At 53.7% G+C, this 14,832-nt stretch carries 14 protein-coding genes and 1 pseudogene; 5 read left to right on the top strand and 10 right to left on the bottom strand.

Annotated features, from left to right (window positions below):
• Positions 1–63: 63 nt before the first annotated feature.
• Both PFAS1_RS22125 and PFAS1_RS22120 read left to right on the top strand, forming a co-directional pair.
• The gene (locus PFAS1_RS22125) at positions 64–825 is read left to right on the top strand and encodes a YoaK family protein (protein WP_076030517.1); all 762 of its coding nucleotides are present in this window, start codon (positions 64–66) and stop codon (positions 823–825) included.
• Between the two features lie 343 nt (positions 826–1,168).
• Positions 1,169–2,182: an isocitrate dehydrogenase gene (locus PFAS1_RS22120; RefSeq protein WP_076030516.1), complete on the top strand. Its 1,014-nt coding sequence runs from the start codon at positions 1,169–1,171 to the stop codon at positions 2,180–2,182.
• 540 nt (positions 2,183–2,722) lie between these two features.
• On the opposite strand, the gene PFAS1_RS22115 is transcribed toward PFAS1_RS22120, so the two are convergent.
• Positions 2,723–2,953 (bottom strand): hypothetical protein, encoded by a 231-nt coding sequence (locus tag PFAS1_RS22115; protein WP_076030515.1) that lies wholly within the window; start codon positions 2,951–2,953, stop codon positions 2,723–2,725.
• A gap of 521 nt (positions 2,954–3,474) precedes the next feature.
• Between PFAS1_RS22115 and PFAS1_RS22110 the strand changes: the two genes are divergently transcribed.
• On the top strand, positions 3,475–3,741 hold the full coding sequence (locus PFAS1_RS22110) for a hypothetical protein (RefSeq protein ID WP_076030514.1): 267 nt from the start codon (positions 3,475–3,477) through the stop codon (positions 3,739–3,741).
• A 773-nt stretch (positions 3,742–4,514) separates the two neighbouring features.
• Entirely contained in the window at positions 4,515–5,966 is a 1,452-nt protein-coding gene (locus PFAS1_RS22105; RefSeq protein ID WP_076030513.1) for a tyrosine-type recombinase/integrase, read from the top strand.
• 216 nt (positions 5,967–6,182) lie between these two features.
• Here PFAS1_RS22105 and PFAS1_RS22100 read toward each other — a convergent pair whose 3' ends face one another.
• From PFAS1_RS22100 to PFAS1_RS22060, 9 genes and pseudogenes are all read right to left on the bottom strand, one after another.
• Positions 6,183–6,671: a Tll0287-like domain-containing protein gene (locus PFAS1_RS22100; protein WP_156886769.1), complete on the bottom strand. Its 489-nt coding sequence runs from the start codon at positions 6,669–6,671 to the stop codon at positions 6,183–6,185.
• A 229-nt stretch (positions 6,672–6,900) separates the two neighbouring features.
• Positions 6,901–7,759 (bottom strand): annotated as a pseudogene (locus tag PFAS1_RS22095) (MBL fold metallo-hydrolase).
• A gap of 136 nt (positions 7,760–7,895) precedes the next feature.
• A complete protein-coding gene (locus PFAS1_RS22090) occupies positions 7,896–8,084 on the bottom strand; it encodes a YgaP family membrane protein (RefSeq protein ID WP_047229595.1) in 189 nt (62 codons plus the stop codon).
• 13 nt (positions 8,085–8,097) lie between these two features.
• Positions 8,098–8,517: a DUF6691 family protein gene (locus PFAS1_RS22085; RefSeq protein WP_076030511.1), complete on the bottom strand. Its 420-nt coding sequence runs from the start codon at positions 8,515–8,517 to the stop codon at positions 8,098–8,100.
• Entirely contained in the window at positions 8,514–8,954 is a 441-nt protein-coding gene (locus PFAS1_RS22080; protein WP_076030510.1) for a YeeE/YedE family protein, read from the bottom strand. Before PFAS1_RS22080 ends, PFAS1_RS22085 begins: the two co-directional genes overlap by 4 nt.
• A 68-nt stretch (positions 8,955–9,022) precedes the next feature.
• The gene (locus PFAS1_RS22075) at positions 9,023–9,514 is read right to left on the bottom strand and encodes an OsmC family protein (protein ID WP_076030509.1); all 492 of its coding nucleotides are present in this window, start codon (positions 9,512–9,514) and stop codon (positions 9,023–9,025) included.
• A gap of 179 nt (positions 9,515–9,693) precedes the next feature.
• Positions 9,694–10,497: a sulfite exporter TauE/SafE family protein gene (locus PFAS1_RS22070; protein WP_076030508.1), complete on the bottom strand. Its 804-nt coding sequence runs from the start codon at positions 10,495–10,497 to the stop codon at positions 9,694–9,696.
• A gap of 28 nt (positions 10,498–10,525) precedes the next feature.
• Positions 10,526–12,196, bottom strand: coding sequence for a bifunctional protein tyrosine phosphatase family protein/NAD(P)/FAD-dependent oxidoreductase (locus tag PFAS1_RS22065; protein ID WP_076030507.1), 1,671 nt, complete (start codon positions 12,194–12,196; stop codon positions 10,526–10,528).
• Positions 12,197–12,248: 52 nt separating this feature from the next.
• Positions 12,249–13,127: an MBL fold metallo-hydrolase gene (locus tag PFAS1_RS22060; RefSeq protein WP_076030506.1), complete on the bottom strand. Its 879-nt coding sequence runs from the start codon at positions 13,125–13,127 to the stop codon at positions 12,249–12,251.
• A gap of 237 nt (positions 13,128–13,364) precedes the next feature.
• On the opposite strand from PFAS1_RS22060, the gene PFAS1_RS22055 reads away from it, so the two are divergent.
• A complete protein-coding gene (locus PFAS1_RS22055) occupies positions 13,365–14,690 on the top strand; it encodes a sigma-54 interaction domain-containing protein (RefSeq protein WP_076030505.1) in 1,326 nt (441 codons plus the stop codon).
• Positions 14,691–14,832 lie beyond the last annotated feature (142 nt).

The raw sequence follows: 14,832 nt of genomic DNA, 5'->3' as shown, positions 1-14,832 counted from the left end.
TATCAGACATACATAATCGGTTGGCTTTTTTGCGCCTCATACCCTTGAGACAAGGGTGAATAAATGCCGATCAAATATGTCAGGAGTCTCACCGGGCGAAGGCGTACCACCGCCGCAAACCGACATCTTGGCTTTGCCTTGGCCTTCGTCGCGGGAGCAATCAACGCTGGCGGTTTCCTGGCAGTGCATCAGTACACCTCACACATGACGGGCATCGTCTCTTCGATGGCAGACAACAGTGTGCTGGGAGCCTACGACCTGGTACTTAGTGGCGCCGGCGCATTGTTGTCTTTTCTGGTTGGGGCTGCGTGCTCTGCGGTCATGGTCAATTACTCCCGACGCAGACGGATGCACAGTGAGTTTGCAGTGCCACTTTTGGTCGAGGCCTTTCTGCTTATCTGCTTTGGCTTTCTGGGCGCCCAACTATCCACCGTGGATGGTTTGTTCGTGTCAGTCACCGTGATGCTCCTGTGCTTCATCATGGGGCTACAAAACGCGGTGATCACCAAAATTTCAAAAGCCGAAATCCGAACGACACACATCACCGGCATCATCACGGACATCGGAATTGAGTTGGGAAAACTCTTTTACTGGAATGCCGCCAGCACATCAACACACCCAAAAGTTCTCGCCAATCGGACCCGGCTCAAAATACTGATACTGCTGGCGCTGAATTTTTTCTTCGGCGGCGTGATGGGGGCATTTGGGTTCAAGCACATTGGTTACATCTCAACGGTACCGCTCGCGATGGTTCTGGTGACGCTGGCAATCGTGCCTGCCTTTGATGACGCCAAGCTTTTTGTCCGCCGCGTCATGCGAAAGTGAGCCAATGACTTTTGCTGAGCGCGCCTACCGCAAATATTAACATTGTATGTTAATGTTATGCGCATATTCGGTGGAGCAGTGACAGCACGCTTGATCCGGTAGCTCGCCCCGTAGCAGCAGCATCCTCGAGTAGTTCTGTGCGGCGCGAGATCTGACACCCGTCTCAGGACGCCCGTCATTTGATCCGCGATGACCTGCGCAGTCACGGCGCGGAGGATGAAACACAGCACACTGGCGCGGTGAAAGCCGTCCAACAGTCAATGCCTATCAGCAGACTCGTGACACCAGTCTCAATGACCCAATCAATACAGCAGGCTGACAAAGCTCTGTTAAGGAAGAGACCATGAGCAGAACAATCGCAATCATCAAGGGCGACGGCATCGGCCCCGAGATCATGCAAGCGACGCTACGCGTACTCGACGCCCTTGACTGCAATCTTCGCTACGACTTCGTTGAGGCCGGCCTGGAGGCGTTGCAGCAACATGGACAGCTGATGCCACCCGCCTCTATCGATACGATCGCCAAACATGGCATCGCACTTAAAGGCCCTCTGACGACACCGATTGGCCGTGGGTTCTCATCGATCAACGTTCACCTTCGCCGCCATTTCGACCTCTACGCCAATGTCCGACCAGCGATCAGTTTCCCGGGGACCCGTTCGCGCTTCGAAGATATCGACATCATCACAGTGCGCGAAAATACCGAGGGGGCTTACTTACCCGAAGGACAGAGTATTTCAGAAGACGGCGAAGTCGCTTTGGCGAGTATTCGCGTAACACGCACAGCCTCCGAACGCATCGTGCGATACGCGTTCGAGCTGGCTCGTAGCAAAGGCCGCAAGAAAGTTACCGCGGTGCACAAGGCCAACATCATAAAGTCTTGCTCCGGTTTGTTTCTTGAGGTTGCGCGTGAGGTCGCTGCGGATTATCCGGAAATCGAATTCCACGAAATGATCGTCGATAACGCCTGTATGCAGCTGGTAATGAATCCCCATCAATTCGATGTCATTGTCACCACCAACTTGTTTGGTGACATCCTTTCAGACTTGTGCGCAGGCCTGGTGGGTGGATTGGGCTTGGCGCCCGGGTCTAATATCGGCGCCGATGCGGCCATCTTCGAAGCGGTCCACGGCTCGGCACCGGACATCGCTGGCAAGAACATCGCGAACCCTTGTGCATTGTTGTTGGCTGCCGCGGACATGCTTGATTATCTGGGCATGGTGGACAAGGGGACACGCATTCGTACCGCTATCCGCGTTGTTTTGAAAACCGCCTGCGATCAGGTGACACCGGATATGGGGGGAACCGGAAAGACTGAGTCCTTCGCTGACGCCTTGGTGGCCTACTTGCGTGACTAGATAAACGTAATCGCCAGCTCAGTCAGAGCTGGCGTTTTTATATCCTGCGCCACGCCTACCGCCCCTCTTTGATTGAAGAGAAATCAAAATGCCCAAGAGGGGTAGATCTTTACCCATCAGCACCGACCCCAGGCAAAAAAGCCCAGGAATCACTGGCGCCCCTTCGCAACAGGAAGACAGGCCAACCGATTAAAAAATCTCCTGGTGTTCCTCTGATTGGGACTTATAACTCGTCGAGTCTTGCATCACCCTCAAGCAGGGAATCTTGTTATTTTTTGTTATGTTTCAATCTTTATAATAAAACAAGGGCAACACATTTAATTACTTACTGCAGTTTCTGTCGCCGGTTGCCGGCACTGCATACGGGTATATATGTGGAGCTTCTATACGCTCTTTCAGCTTTGCCGCAAAGTCCTTTGCACCCTGCTCATTGCGGAACTGAATTCGCCGGGCACCTACACACACGGACCATAGATCTTCACTCTGACTAGACAGATGTTCGACCCTGACAGACATGACGACACTCCAAGAAAAAAGAATTCAAAAATGAATTTCAGCCACCTTGATACCGATTTCACGCAGCTCATTAATCAAATCATCAAGGTGTCGGAAGGGTTCAATTTCTTCATTGTCATTGACCAGGAAAAAGCTTCTTCCTGCTTCCTTTTTAAAGAAGGCGATCCACTCCTGGGTGTTGGCCGGATTGGCAATTAAATGGGTGTCAAACTGAATGCCTTCAGCGTGTTTGATTTTTACGTCCTCACGTTTCATGCAGCTCTCCAAGCGCTCACATCTTTCTGTTCTCATGCGTGATTTTGCCTCCCGGCAGTTGAGCAAAAAACGTCGCTCCTGCCTGAGGCAAGGTCGAGCAGATTGCCTTTCTATTATCACTGCATGATAATATTATGCACATATGAACCCTCGGAGGCTAGTCATGAACAGAACCACTGAACTCTATGAGGTACGCCGGCCTGAGCGCTCCCACCCAATGTTTTGTCTTTGAAAGCCCACAACCTTGCGGGTAAGCGTCAAGTGATAAAGCTCTGACGGCCAGATCGAGAACAAAACCGAACCCAAAAAGCTCTCACGATCAGCAATGAGCTATCAGCTCCACACCCTGGAGGTAATTGCCTGTACGGGTTCAAAGTGACTACTTCACCGTAATGATTGCACCTTGAAGTGCACATAGGACGTCATGTTCAAAGACATGAGACGAGTCCCTCACCGCAACGGATCGCCTTTGCTTTTGATTTACCGCGTACGGTTTCTGAATTTTAAGGACGAAAGTCATCATGCGAAAAACAGAAATTAATATGTGTGTCCCGCTCAATGTGCCGACACTAGAGCCCGGGCAGCGATTGTTGGTTTGCCTTGAGCAATGCGTCGTCGTCCAGCAGCGAGAAACAAAAATCTATCAGGTTGTTTTTGACTGCAAAGCACCTAAAACAACACGAATTCTTTGGACAGAGGACGAGTGGATTTTCATCGGCAGGCACAAGCAAAATGCTGAAAAAGATCCTTTGCTGGCTACATTTGTATCAACACTAAAAACCGAATAGAGGGTTTCCTACATAATGCTAAAAATAACTATTAGCGTAGGGTATTAACTGCTTCAAGACGCTTAACGCCGATTACTTGCAGGGGAGTACTTTAAATATTCTCTCCAATCAAGCCCACGGCCATTGATCACCAACAATGGAACTCCCATGGAGCGCTCATAATCTGCGCGAAGCGGGAAGAAGCTGCCCTCCGGCCGGCCGTCGAGGAGCGGCATCGGGTCAGTTTCTGTGCATAAAGAAAAGCTGCCCATATCTCACACGCCAGCTTTGGCGCCTGGCAGCTTCCCCCATGGATAACCGGAAACCTGCAGGGCTGATACGAGCATCATCATGTGGTTTGGGAATGACGATCGGTTTCGCTCTAATGGAGCTGACTGTCGATCCATTGCTCAGCCGCCGCCATCGCCTCGGCCAGCGCACTGGGGCCGAGAAAGCCATCAGATGCGGGGGTGTAAAGCTGTATGGATATCGTGAAGTTTCTACCTAGAGCCAGTCGTTTTGTGGGGGTAAAAACGTCCAAAAATAAAAAAGGGTCGCGAGATAAAATCTCGCAACCCTTTGAATTATATGGTCGGGACGGAGTGATTCGAACACTCGACCCCTAGCACCCCATCTCCTTTTTCATACTTCTTGAAAGACTCCAAAATTTTACTCTGGATTTTTCTAAGCTAGTATTTACTTGAGCTCCAGCGGTGTTCGGCTCTACGAGAGTCCAGGAACGTCCATCAAGAGCCGACGTTTTTGTGGGGGTAAAAGTGGGGGGAGTCCGTTTCATGGCCAAAATCACCATCAAAGAACTCGAGTCGCTGACCGCCAATGACGCCGGCCGGATCCTCAGGGAGGATGGCAATCTGGCTGGTCGAATCTCAGTCCGCAAGGACGGCGTGTCGATCAGCTTTTTCTATCGGTATCGCTGGGGTGACCAGAACAAAGAGTACGCCTGCGGAACCTGGCCGCGCAAATCCCTGACGGACATCCGTAAGGCCCGTAACCAGGCCCGGGCACTCATTGATGAGCAGATCAATCCCAACGAGCAAAAGAAAACCGCCAAGGCACAGGCATACGCCGCAGCTAACCTAGAGGCCGAACAAGTAAAAACGACGAAGGTGCAAACGCTTACCGTCCAGGATCTGGCCAAGGCTTGGCTGGTGGATGGCGTCGCGCGCAAAGACGGCAATGCTGAGTTGCGTCGACGTTTTACTAAGGACCTTTACCCTGCACTCGGCAAGACGTCAGTAAGCAGTGTTTCCGAGCACGATGTTCGGGCATTGATCCGGGCAGTCCTTAGCCGCGGCGCTCACCGACAAGCCATCAGTTTCTTCGCCGACCTCACCCAGATGTTCAGCTGGGCCAGAAAGCGCCAGCCCTGGCGGGCCTTATTGGTCGAGGGCGACCCGACGGAACTGGTCGACATCTCCCCCCTGATCCCGGCCGACTACGAGGCCGAAAGAAGCCGCATCCTTTCCCCGGCGGAGCTGTTAGAACTGCACAACCGCTTCCAGCAAATGACGGCCGATTACAATGCCCTCCCCGCCGGGCAAAAATACGAGGGCATTCGGCCGTTAAAAAAGGAAACCCAGCTCGCGCTCTGGATCAGCTTGGGTACTTTGTGCCGCATTGGCGAGTTGCTGCAGGCCGAATGGAAAAATGTCGACCTGGACCGGCAAACGTGGTTCCTCCCCAGTGAAAACGTCAAAGGCACCCGGGGCAAGAAACAGGACCATATCTTCCTCTCCCCCTTTTCCCTGCATTTCTTTCAGGAACTCAAGACCCTGACGGGAGATTCCCAGTGGTGCTTTCCGAACAAGCAGGATGATGGGCATGTGGACGTAAAGGTGGTGAGTAAACAGGTCGGCGATCGCCAAGCCCGGTTCAAAAACCGCAAAGCCCTCTCAAGACGGTGTCACGACGACACCCTGGTCCTTGCCGATGGCCAGAACGGCGACTGGACGCCACATGACCTGCGCCGCACCGGCGCGACCATGATGCAGGCCTTGGGGGTCAACCTGGACGTCATCGACCGCTGCCAAAACCATGTGCTGGCAGGCTCGCGAGTGAGGCGCCATTACCTGCATCACGACTATGCCGAAGAGAAGAAACGCGCCTGGAACCTGTTGGGCGATCGGCTCAGTGCCGTGCTGTCCTCAACCTATGAGCACGCGCCAAACGAGTCGATGTTGTCTTTCCCAACTTACGCGACGGCAGACACGCGGACACCCTCATAGGGCGGTTGCACCCAGCGCTCCTCGGAATTTAACATCCGCAACAACCGATGTTGTGACCTTAAAGTCGCGATGAACAAAGGTGACAGACTGCATGATGTAGGGGTCTAATAAAAATTGAACTGCTCTAGTACCCGGCTTAAGGATCGGATGTTGTCGGTTTAACAGAAATACCGCTCACACAGAATTGGTATATTCTGATTTTTTTGCGTTCCTGAGTTAATCATTTGCTGTCTCTATGATTCGGCGTAGAGTAAACGCACCGCGCAGCTCTCCTAGAGCAAAGCCGCGGGCGTTATCCTGCGGGTAGCGTTGATCTATTACCGCAGCCAGTTCCGGTTTTATCTCCTTACCATGGCATCCTAAACACGCTTCACCTGTGGAGATAGCCTTCATCATTCGGAATTCACCCTTTACGATTTCCGAATACGCTAAACCAGATAATGCTTCACCTGCCGCAGCGCGCTTAACAAATTGCTCAAGAACCTGCTTTTCCCAAGCATCTGGTACGTTATCCGGATTTCGAACCTTTAATGCTGTCCGACCCACAACCCACGGTGTTTGACTGTGCTGATCAGCAATTTGCGGTGCGAGCAACTGGCAAGCCTCAACGGCGTTAACTGGTCCACCTGTTTGCATAGCTGACTTCACGGTGTCCATAAGATGCTGCTGGAAGGGGGGAATAAGAGTTGCCCCTTCAGCAGTCATCTTTTCGAGGCCGTCAGCATACGCTCCAACACTCAATGCTCCGCTCAGAAAAATCGTTACCATCCACATATCAATCTCCTTGTACTTTCATCGATCAAACTGTTGGGGTTAACAAATATGGCCTTGGCGGGGTGTTGAACCACGATCTAAAACGTGCAACTTCCCTTGTCAGGTGGCGACGGCATTAGTGCATGCCAATTGTTTAAGTGAGTCAATGAACGTCGGCAACTCAGAACACGTTAAGAGGATTTTTCAGGTAGCAAGTGCCATTTCCTTCAGCTGGAGGCAACTGACCGGCCCGCATGTTCACTTGCACGGATGGCAGGATAAGTGTCGGCATGCCCAAGGTGGCATCCCGCGCTTGGCGCATAGCAACGAAATCTGCTTCGCTGGAGCCCTTATGCACATGGACGTTATGAGCCCGTTGCTCAGCAATGGTTGTTTCATTGCGGTAGTTATCTCGACCCGGGGCCTTGTAGTCATGGCACATAACAAACGGGTATCGTCGGGCAACTCGAACAACTTTTGAATGGACTGGAAAAGCTTTCTCGCATCGCCACCGGGAAAGTCGCATCGGGCAGTGCCGTAATCAGGCATGAACAGCGTATCGCCGACAAAACCAGCATCACCGATTAGATAGGTCATGCAGGCGTTTGTCTTGGTGTGTGGATGGCGCGCGCTTCAATTCCTCCGACCAAAAAGCGCTCACCGTCTTTAAGCAGCCGGTCGAATTGACGAGCATCAGTGGCAAACTCGCTGCCAACGTTGAACAACTTACTAAAAGTATTCTGAACCACCGTGATCTGATCGCCGATGGCCAGTTGGCCACCCAACTGGCGCTTTAGATACTGCGCTGCGGAAAGATGGTCGGCATGTACATGGGTTTCTAATAACCACTCCACCGTAAGGGTTTGCTCACGCACGTAGGTAATTAAAAGTTCCGTGCTTTTGCAAGAGGTGTGACCTGATGCGGGATCGTAATCGAGCACAGAGTCGATAATGGCGCAGTGCCCTGTAGTCGGGTCACTGACAACATAGCTGTAGGTATACGTAGCGGAGTCAAAAAAAGCTTCTACATGTGGTTTCATGATGGAATTCTCTTTTCGATATACGAAGTGGAGTGCTGATCTATCAACGGGCTTTGGTAAGGAACCGTGATCAGCGCTGCGTACCTAAACCACCACGGGCACCTTCAGGCACCCGCTAGTGTGCAACGGTTGTCGCTCAGCAACGGTTACAGGTTTTGATGCCTAGCAACGTATAGACAGGGCAGAAACGGAAAATGCCAGTGGCCAGCGGCACTAAACCTATCCAACCCCACACGCCGATCACACCGGACAGACTGAGGCCAATGAGAAGCAGACCGGCGACAATGCGCAGGCTACGGTCAATGGTTCCAATGTTCGCTTTCATGGCGATCTCCCGATCAATGGCTGCGCCGGGTCTCCAGCGCAGTAAACAACAACATGCCGGCCAGCATGGCCAACATGAATACGATCACTTGCCAGCGTCCTGTCAGCAGAATTGCCACTGCGGGGCCAGGACAGATGCCCGCTATTCCCCAGCCGATGCCGAACAACAAGCTCCCGCCAATCAAGCGCGGGTCCAACTCACGTTTGATCGGTAGCTGCATTGGCCTTCCCAGCAGCGAACTGGATTGTTGTCGCGCCCAGGTTAGCGGGCCAACGGCTATGCCAATTGCCCCGACCATGACCAACGCCAAGGAAGGGTCCCAAGCACCAGTTAAATCCAGGAACGCGAGTACTTTGCTCGGGTTGGCCATGCCTGCCAGAAGCAGACCTAAGCCGAACAGCAGACCAGCAATGAATGCACTCAGTTTGATCATGTCCACCCCCCCAGAAGATGACGCAAGACAAACACTGTGACGAAACCACTGAACATGAAACACACAGTGGCGACCATTGATCGCGGCGAAAGGCGCGATATGCCGCACACCCCATGGCCACTGGTGCAACCTGAACCGTATCGTGTGCCGATGCCCACCAATACACCGGCGACGATCAATCCGAACCAGCCACTTTGGAACTCAATCTGCGGCAGCGTGGCGAACAAGCCCCATAGAAGCGGCGCGATGAGCAGGCCCAGGAGAAAAAGTGCTTTCTCACTCACCCCCTCGCTCCCACGCTGTAAAAAACTGCCGATCAGACCGCTGATGCCTGCGATACGCCCGTTAACGACGACGAATAGACTGGCCGCCAAGCCAATCAATGCGCCGCCTGCAAGGGATGACCAGGGCGTGAAGTTGAGCCAGTCGACATTCATGAAGCTTCTCCGGCGCAAAATTGTTGGTACAGGGTTTGGATGACTGCCAATGCTGCGGGAGCAAGTTTTCACGCCCCTGTCGCAGCGGGTTCAGTGGAAGCATGCAGATCGCCTTTTAGTACCAGCCCTTCGGAGTCTATGACTCGTATTTGGACTGGGATGCCTTGCGCTACGCTCTGTGTAACGGTGCAAAAGCTTTCGAATTGGCCAAGAATGCGTGGTAAGTGCTCCAGCTTGGCAGCTGATTTACCTAACTGCAGCTCAATGCCTATATGGAGCACCCTTAGGCGATTTTCGGCATTGCGTCCGACCTCGGCACTGGCCTTGCACGAAAGCGGCTCGGCATCCTGCTTGTACTTACGCAGGGCGAACAGCAGACTGTTAGTCAGACAGTTAGCAACCGCACCGAGCAGCAGCTCCACCGGGCTGGGACCAACAGCCTCACCCAGTGGTGGTGGCTCATCCACCGTCAGGGTCGGCGCACCTTCTTCGAAATGCAGCGTGCAGCGATAGTCATGTTGTTGCTCCAAACGCAAACTCACACGAGTGTTGTCATTCATCAATTCAATCCTTCGTTCATTTGACGGTAGGTTCAATCCAGCTCCGCAGGAGCGGGCCAGGAAGTGGATCAGTGGGGCGGCCGAGATAAATACCAGCAGAAGAACCATTGCGGCCGGATCTGGTAGTCAGGCTTCCAGGACAGCTGTCAACAGGCGGGTAAGTCCTCCGCCCACTTGATCTACTGAATAGCTTTTACCAGCAAGGCCACCGCAACCACCGCAGATACAATGGCAAACCCTTTTTGTAAGTTTGGCCCCGACAGCTTGGCAGCGACCAAGCGCCCGCAGATCATGCCGGCTAATGCTCCAATGGAAAACGGAATGGCAACTGCCCACTGTAAGTGCCCAGCTGCCGAACTTGCAGCAACGCCTGAAATTGAAACCAGTGCAATAACGGCCAGAGACGTTGCAAGCACCGACTGCGCTGTCAGATTGGTGTAACGCTGGAGCGCCGGCACCATCACAAAGCCACCGCCCACGCCGAGCAAACCAGAAAGCCCTCCCGCGACAATGCCGGAAACGGTGAGCGCCCATGCACAGGGTGCAGTCCAGTTTAGCTTTCCGCGATTTGCGTCCAATAGACAAGGTGGTGGTTTGTTCATGACTGGGGTCTTTGACTCAGCGAAAGAAGGCAATGAACGTTGAAACACCCGGAACGCTACGTACATCAGGACAAAGGCAAAGATGATCGTCAGCGGACGGTTAGGTGTGCGCTGCGCCAACCAAAGGCCAAGCGGAGAGCAGACGATCCCCGCTCCTGCGATCAAAAGCGCCGCTTTATAGCGGACGGTGCCGTTTTTAAGTCCCATTACGGCACCCAGGGTCGCGGCTAAACCGACAGCCAGTAAGCCAATTGGCCCTGCTTCAGCCATGCTCAGGCCCACTCCAAACACCAGCAAGGGAACAGCCAGTATTCCTCCGCCGGCGCCGGTCAGCGCCAGAATGACTCCTACAGTAAGGCCGAGCAGCAAGACCACTATCATCCCAGTCTCCTTGCCTTCAAGTCTGATTTCATAGGTCGGCCAGCTCAGGTTTCGCCATCCACTCACGGCCCTTGAGCATTCCCTTCCAGTACAGCGGTGGAAGAATTCGCTCCTTGAGAAGCCATGCCAGCCTCGATGGCCGGGTACCGTCAATCAGCCAGGACGGGAAGCTGGGGGCGACCTTGCCACCATAGGTGAATTCAGCCAATACGATCTTGCCGCGTTCAACCGTCAGCGGGCAGGAGCCGTAACCGTCGTAATGGGCGCTGCCTTTCGCTTTACCCATTGCAGCCAACACATTATGGGCAACGACTGGCGCCTGCTTGCGTGCTGCTGCCGCGGTTTTGGCGTTGCTGGAGTTGGCGGCGTCTCCCAGCGCGTGAATATTGACCCAGGTTTTATGGCGCAACGTGGCGGGGTCGACATCAATCCAGCCAGCCGCGTCAGCGAGAGGGCTGACCCGAACGAAATCCGGCGCAATCTGCGGTGGCACCACATGAAGTAGATCGAAGTCGCGCGTAACAAGATGGGCGCTGCCATCCGGATTGACGCGGTTGAACGTTGCAGTCCGCGCGGGTCCATTCACGCTGGTGAGGGTGTTGCCGAAATTCAGGTCGATACCATAGGCAGTGATGTATTCCATCAGTGCTGGCACATAATCGGGAACTCCGAACAGCACCGCGCCGGCGCTGCAAAACTCGATCTCGACGTTGTCCAATACACCGGTGCGTTTCCAATGATCGGCTGACAGGTACATTGCTTTTTGCGGCGCCCCGGCACATTTGATCGGCATGGGCGGTTGCGTGAAAATGGCTCGGCCACCACGCAGTTGCTGCACCATTTCCCACGTATAAGGGGCAAGGTGATACAGGTAGTTTGAAGTCACGCCGTTACGGCCCAGGGTGTCCGACAAGCCCTCGATGGCATGCCAATTGAGCTTCAGGCCAGGGCACACGATCAGTTGCTCGTACTTGACGACTCTGCATCCATCAAGAATGACGGCATTTCTCTCGGGTTCGAAAGCGGCAACCGCCGACTTGATCCAGTGCACGCCGCGGGGGATGGTCGTGCCCATCGTATGGGCAGTTTGGGAGGCGTCGAAGACACCGCCGCCGACAAGTGTCCAGCCTGGCTGGTAGTAGTGCACATCTGCCGGGTCGATGATGGCAATGTCGAGTCCGGGTTCTCGTGTCAGCAAACTGGATGCAGTCGCGATACCCGCCGCACCGCCACCGATGATGACCACGGTATGCAGCGCCTCAGCAACTTCGACAGGCGTGCGCCCCTGATTCGCAATCCGGCGAATGACACCTTTCATATCGAACCCGGCTTTTTTGGCGGTCTCGACGATGTGTGGCAGGGGCTGTTGGCCGGCTTGTGACAGTGCCCACATCGTTGTCGAGCGCATGCCGGAACGGCAATAGGCCAATACCGGTTTTGGAAGCGTTTCAAGTAGCTTGCCGAAGGCAATACCTTGCTCGTCTGTGACTTTGCCTGATTCAGCGGGAAGGTAGTGCGCCTCAATACCGTTCGCTTGGGCCGTACGTTTGATTTCGGCAAACAAGGGTTGATCGCCGCCTTCGCCATCGGGACGGTTACACACAATGGCGCGAAAACCGGCTTCTTTTAGTTCAGCCAATTGGTTGGGAAAAATCTGTTCTGATACCGACAGTCCAGGCGCAAGGCAGCGAATGTCCATAAAGGTCTCCGTTATTGGTATTTTTCTTATAGGTTTTTTGGGGGAGGCAACGTCAGGCGACGTTGAGCGGGATTTTCAGGTAGCGCGTCCCGTTCGCTTCAGGCTCAGGCAAGTGCCCGGCTCGCATGTTGACCTGAACCGATGGCAGGATCAGCGTTGGCATGTCCATCGATGCATCACGCTTTGTGCGCATCGCCACAAACTCCTCCTCACTGATCCCATTACGCACATGAACGTTGTGCGCGCGTTGGTCTGCAACGGTACTGACGAACTGCACCTCGCGGCCACCAGGCTGGTAGTCGTGGCACATGTACAGCAAGGTATTGGCCGGCAGACTCAGCACCTTGTTGATTGACTGGAACAACGTACGCGCATCGCCACCTGGAAAATCACAGCGTGCAGTACCGTAGTCCGGCATAAACAATGTATCGCCGACGAATGCAGCCGTTTCGGTCCCATCGCTGATCACATAAGTCATACAGGATGGTGTATGGCCCGGTGTATGGAGCGCATGGCATTGCAGCGTGCCAATGGCGAACAGTTCGTCATTAACGAACAGGTGATCGAACTGGCTTCCATCGCGGGCCATATCACGACCTGTATTGAACAGAGTGCCGAACACCTCTTGCACCGTCGAAATCTGGCTGCCGATCCCTATTTTTCCACCGAGCTTTTCCTTCAGGTATGGCGCGGCCGTCAGGTGGTCTGCGTGGACGTGGGTCTCAAGAATCCAGTCGACCCTCGCATTGAGTTCGTTCACCCTCGCAATCAACTTGTCGGCAGACGTTGTGGCGGTGTGGCCGGATTTAGGGTCGTAGTCAAGTACGCTGTCTACTAAAGCACAGTGGTTGGTCGCTTCATCCAGCACAAGGTAGCTGACGGTATTGGTAGCAGAATCGAAGAATCCTTCGACGTGAAGTTTTATGCTCATGACCTGTCTCCTTAGGGGGCTTCTATCGAGCCGCTCACACTAAGGACTGACATAGCAATAAGTCTGCCAAGCCAAATTCATACAGAAATATAATCTTATCTATTTGATTTTATTAAGTTTAATTATTCAATTGAGGTTGGCTTTTTTCTACGCCTACCCAAATCCACTGCCAATGGCAGTGCCTGTTGACAGAGGTGGCAGTGCCACAACAGGATGGTTGGATTCTCAGGAGCCACCATGAAGACCATCCTGCTCACCTCAGACAACTCACTCCCACACCCGGATCAAGTGCAGTCACTTGTTTCGTTTCTTGAACACGAACCACAGCCGATGATCGTGCTCGATCCGGAGTACAACATCCTGGCTGCCAACACTGCCTATCAGCGGCAGTTTGGCAGCGCTGACAAACCCTTTATCGGTCATAAGTGTTATCAAATCTCACACCATTACGATGTCCCTTGTGATCAGGCGGGTGAGAATTGTCCGATGAAAAAGGCGCAGGAAATGCGCGGGCCGGATCGTGTTTTGCACATTCACCACACGCCTCGCGGTCCTGAGCATGTCGACGTCGAATTGCGCCCGATTCTAGACGAGCACGGAGTTATTACTGCCTATGTGGAGCGTCTCACTCTGGTCCGAAGCGCCTCAGCGCGACCCAGCAACGAGGGGATGGTGGGCTGTTCACCAGCCTTCAACCTCGCCCTGTCTGAGCTGCAGCGGGTCGCACCTTCAATGCTGCCAGTTCTGCTGTTAGGCGAGTCCGGTACGGGCAAAGAGTTGTTCGCTCGCGCGGTACATGAAACCAGCGAGCGGGCCACTGGACCCTTTGTAGTCGTAGATTGCTCAGGATTGACCGAAACGTTGTTTGAGAGCGAGCTGTTCGGCCATGAAAAAGGAGCATTCACCGGTGCCACCACGCGCAAGCCTGGTTTGGTCGAAACGGCCCAGGGTGGCACGTTGTTCCTTGATGAGATTGGCGATGTTCCGCTGGCAATGCAGGTGAAACTGTTGCGCCTGATCGAATCGGGCACCTATCGCCGTGTCGGCAGTGTCGAGACCCTTCACGCCAACTTCAGGTTAATTGCTGCGACCCACAAACCACTGGAAAAAATGATGGAGAGAGGTGAGTTCAGGCAGGACCTGTACTACCGCATCAGCGCCTTTCCAATTCAGTTACCCCCCTTGCGTAACCGAGTTGAAGACATTGGTTTGCTTGTGAATTCATTTCTACAACGTGCCGGTACAGGCAAGCGCCGGCTGACGATAGATGCGGATGCTCTGACACAATTGCAGCGGTTTTCCTGGCCCGGCAATATCCGTGAATTACGCAATGTTCTAGAAAGAGCCAGTCTGTTCGCTGACGATGGAGTGATCCGCTCCATACATTTACCCCAGGCTTGCGTCGTGATGCCTCCTCAGTCCTCGACTTCCACCCCTTTCGACGGCAGCACGCTGGTACAGGCACTCGCTACTTTTAAAGGTACCCGCAGTGAGCTGGCCAAGCACATGGGGATTAGCGAGCGTACTTTGTACAGACGACTGAAAGAACAAGGTTTGGCCTAGTCGCTAGCGCTCACGCCGCACGACTGCCAATGACTGCCACTCTGGCAGATTGGCAGCGTATTAATCTGCCAAGGCATCCACTGCCTTGGCAGGTTAATACTTAAGCAGCTGATATTAAACGATAAAAATAACAAATCCCCCT

The sequence above is a fragment of the Pseudomonas frederiksbergensis genome, from assembly GCF_001952935.1.
GTDB classification, from domain to species: Bacteria; Pseudomonadota; Gammaproteobacteria; order Pseudomonadales; family Pseudomonadaceae; genus Aquipseudomonas; species Aquipseudomonas frederiksbergensis.
The sequence above is the reverse complement of the archived record's forward strand: the minus strand, read 5'-3'. Positions and strand labels throughout refer to the sequence as shown.

Bases quoted from the DNA above. Each gene is read 5' to 3' on its own strand.
- PFAS1_RS22125 (WP_076030517.1), top strand. From the start codon at position 64: ATGCCGATCAAATATGTCAGGAGTCTCACCGGGCGAAGGCGTACCACC.
- PFAS1_RS22120 (WP_076030516.1), top strand. From the start codon at position 1,169: ATGAGCAGAACAATCGCAATCATCAAGGGCGACGGCATCGGCCCCGAG.
- PFAS1_RS22115 (WP_076030515.1), bottom strand. From the start codon at position 2,953: ATGAAACGTGAGGACGTAAAAATCAAACACGCTGAAGGCATTCAGTTT.
- PFAS1_RS22110 (WP_076030514.1), top strand. From the start codon at position 3,475: ATGCGAAAAACAGAAATTAATATGTGTGTCCCGCTCAATGTGCCGACA.
- PFAS1_RS22105 (WP_076030513.1), top strand. From the start codon at position 4,515: ATGGCCAAAATCACCATCAAAGAACTCGAGTCGCTGACCGCCAATGAC.
- PFAS1_RS22100 (WP_156886769.1), bottom strand. From the start codon at position 6,671: ATGACTGCTGAAGGGGCAACTCTTATTCCCCCCTTCCAGCAGCATCTT.
- PFAS1_RS22090 (WP_047229595.1), bottom strand. From the start codon at position 8,084: ATGAAAGCGAACATTGGAACCATTGACCGTAGCCTGCGCATTGTCGCC.
- PFAS1_RS22085 (WP_076030511.1), bottom strand. From the start codon at position 8,517: ATGATCAAACTGAGTGCATTCATTGCTGGTCTGCTGTTCGGCTTAGGT.
- PFAS1_RS22080 (WP_076030510.1), bottom strand. From the start codon at position 8,954: ATGAATGTCGACTGGCTCAACTTCACGCCCTGGTCATCCCTTGCAGGC.
- PFAS1_RS22075 (WP_076030509.1), bottom strand. From the start codon at position 9,514: ATGAATGACAACACTCGTGTGAGTTTGCGTTTGGAGCAACAACATGAC.
- PFAS1_RS22070 (WP_076030508.1), bottom strand. From the start codon at position 10,497: ATGATAGTGGTCTTGCTGCTCGGCCTTACTGTAGGAGTCATTCTGGCG.
- PFAS1_RS22065 (WP_076030507.1), bottom strand. From the start codon at position 12,196: ATGGACATTCGCTGCCTTGCGCCTGGACTGTCGGTATCAGAACAGATT.
- PFAS1_RS22060 (WP_076030506.1), bottom strand. From the start codon at position 13,127: ATGAGCATAAAACTTCACGTCGAAGGATTCTTCGATTCTGCTACCAAT.
- PFAS1_RS22055 (WP_076030505.1), top strand. From the start codon at position 13,365: ATGAAGACCATCCTGCTCACCTCAGACAACTCACTCCCACACCCGGAT.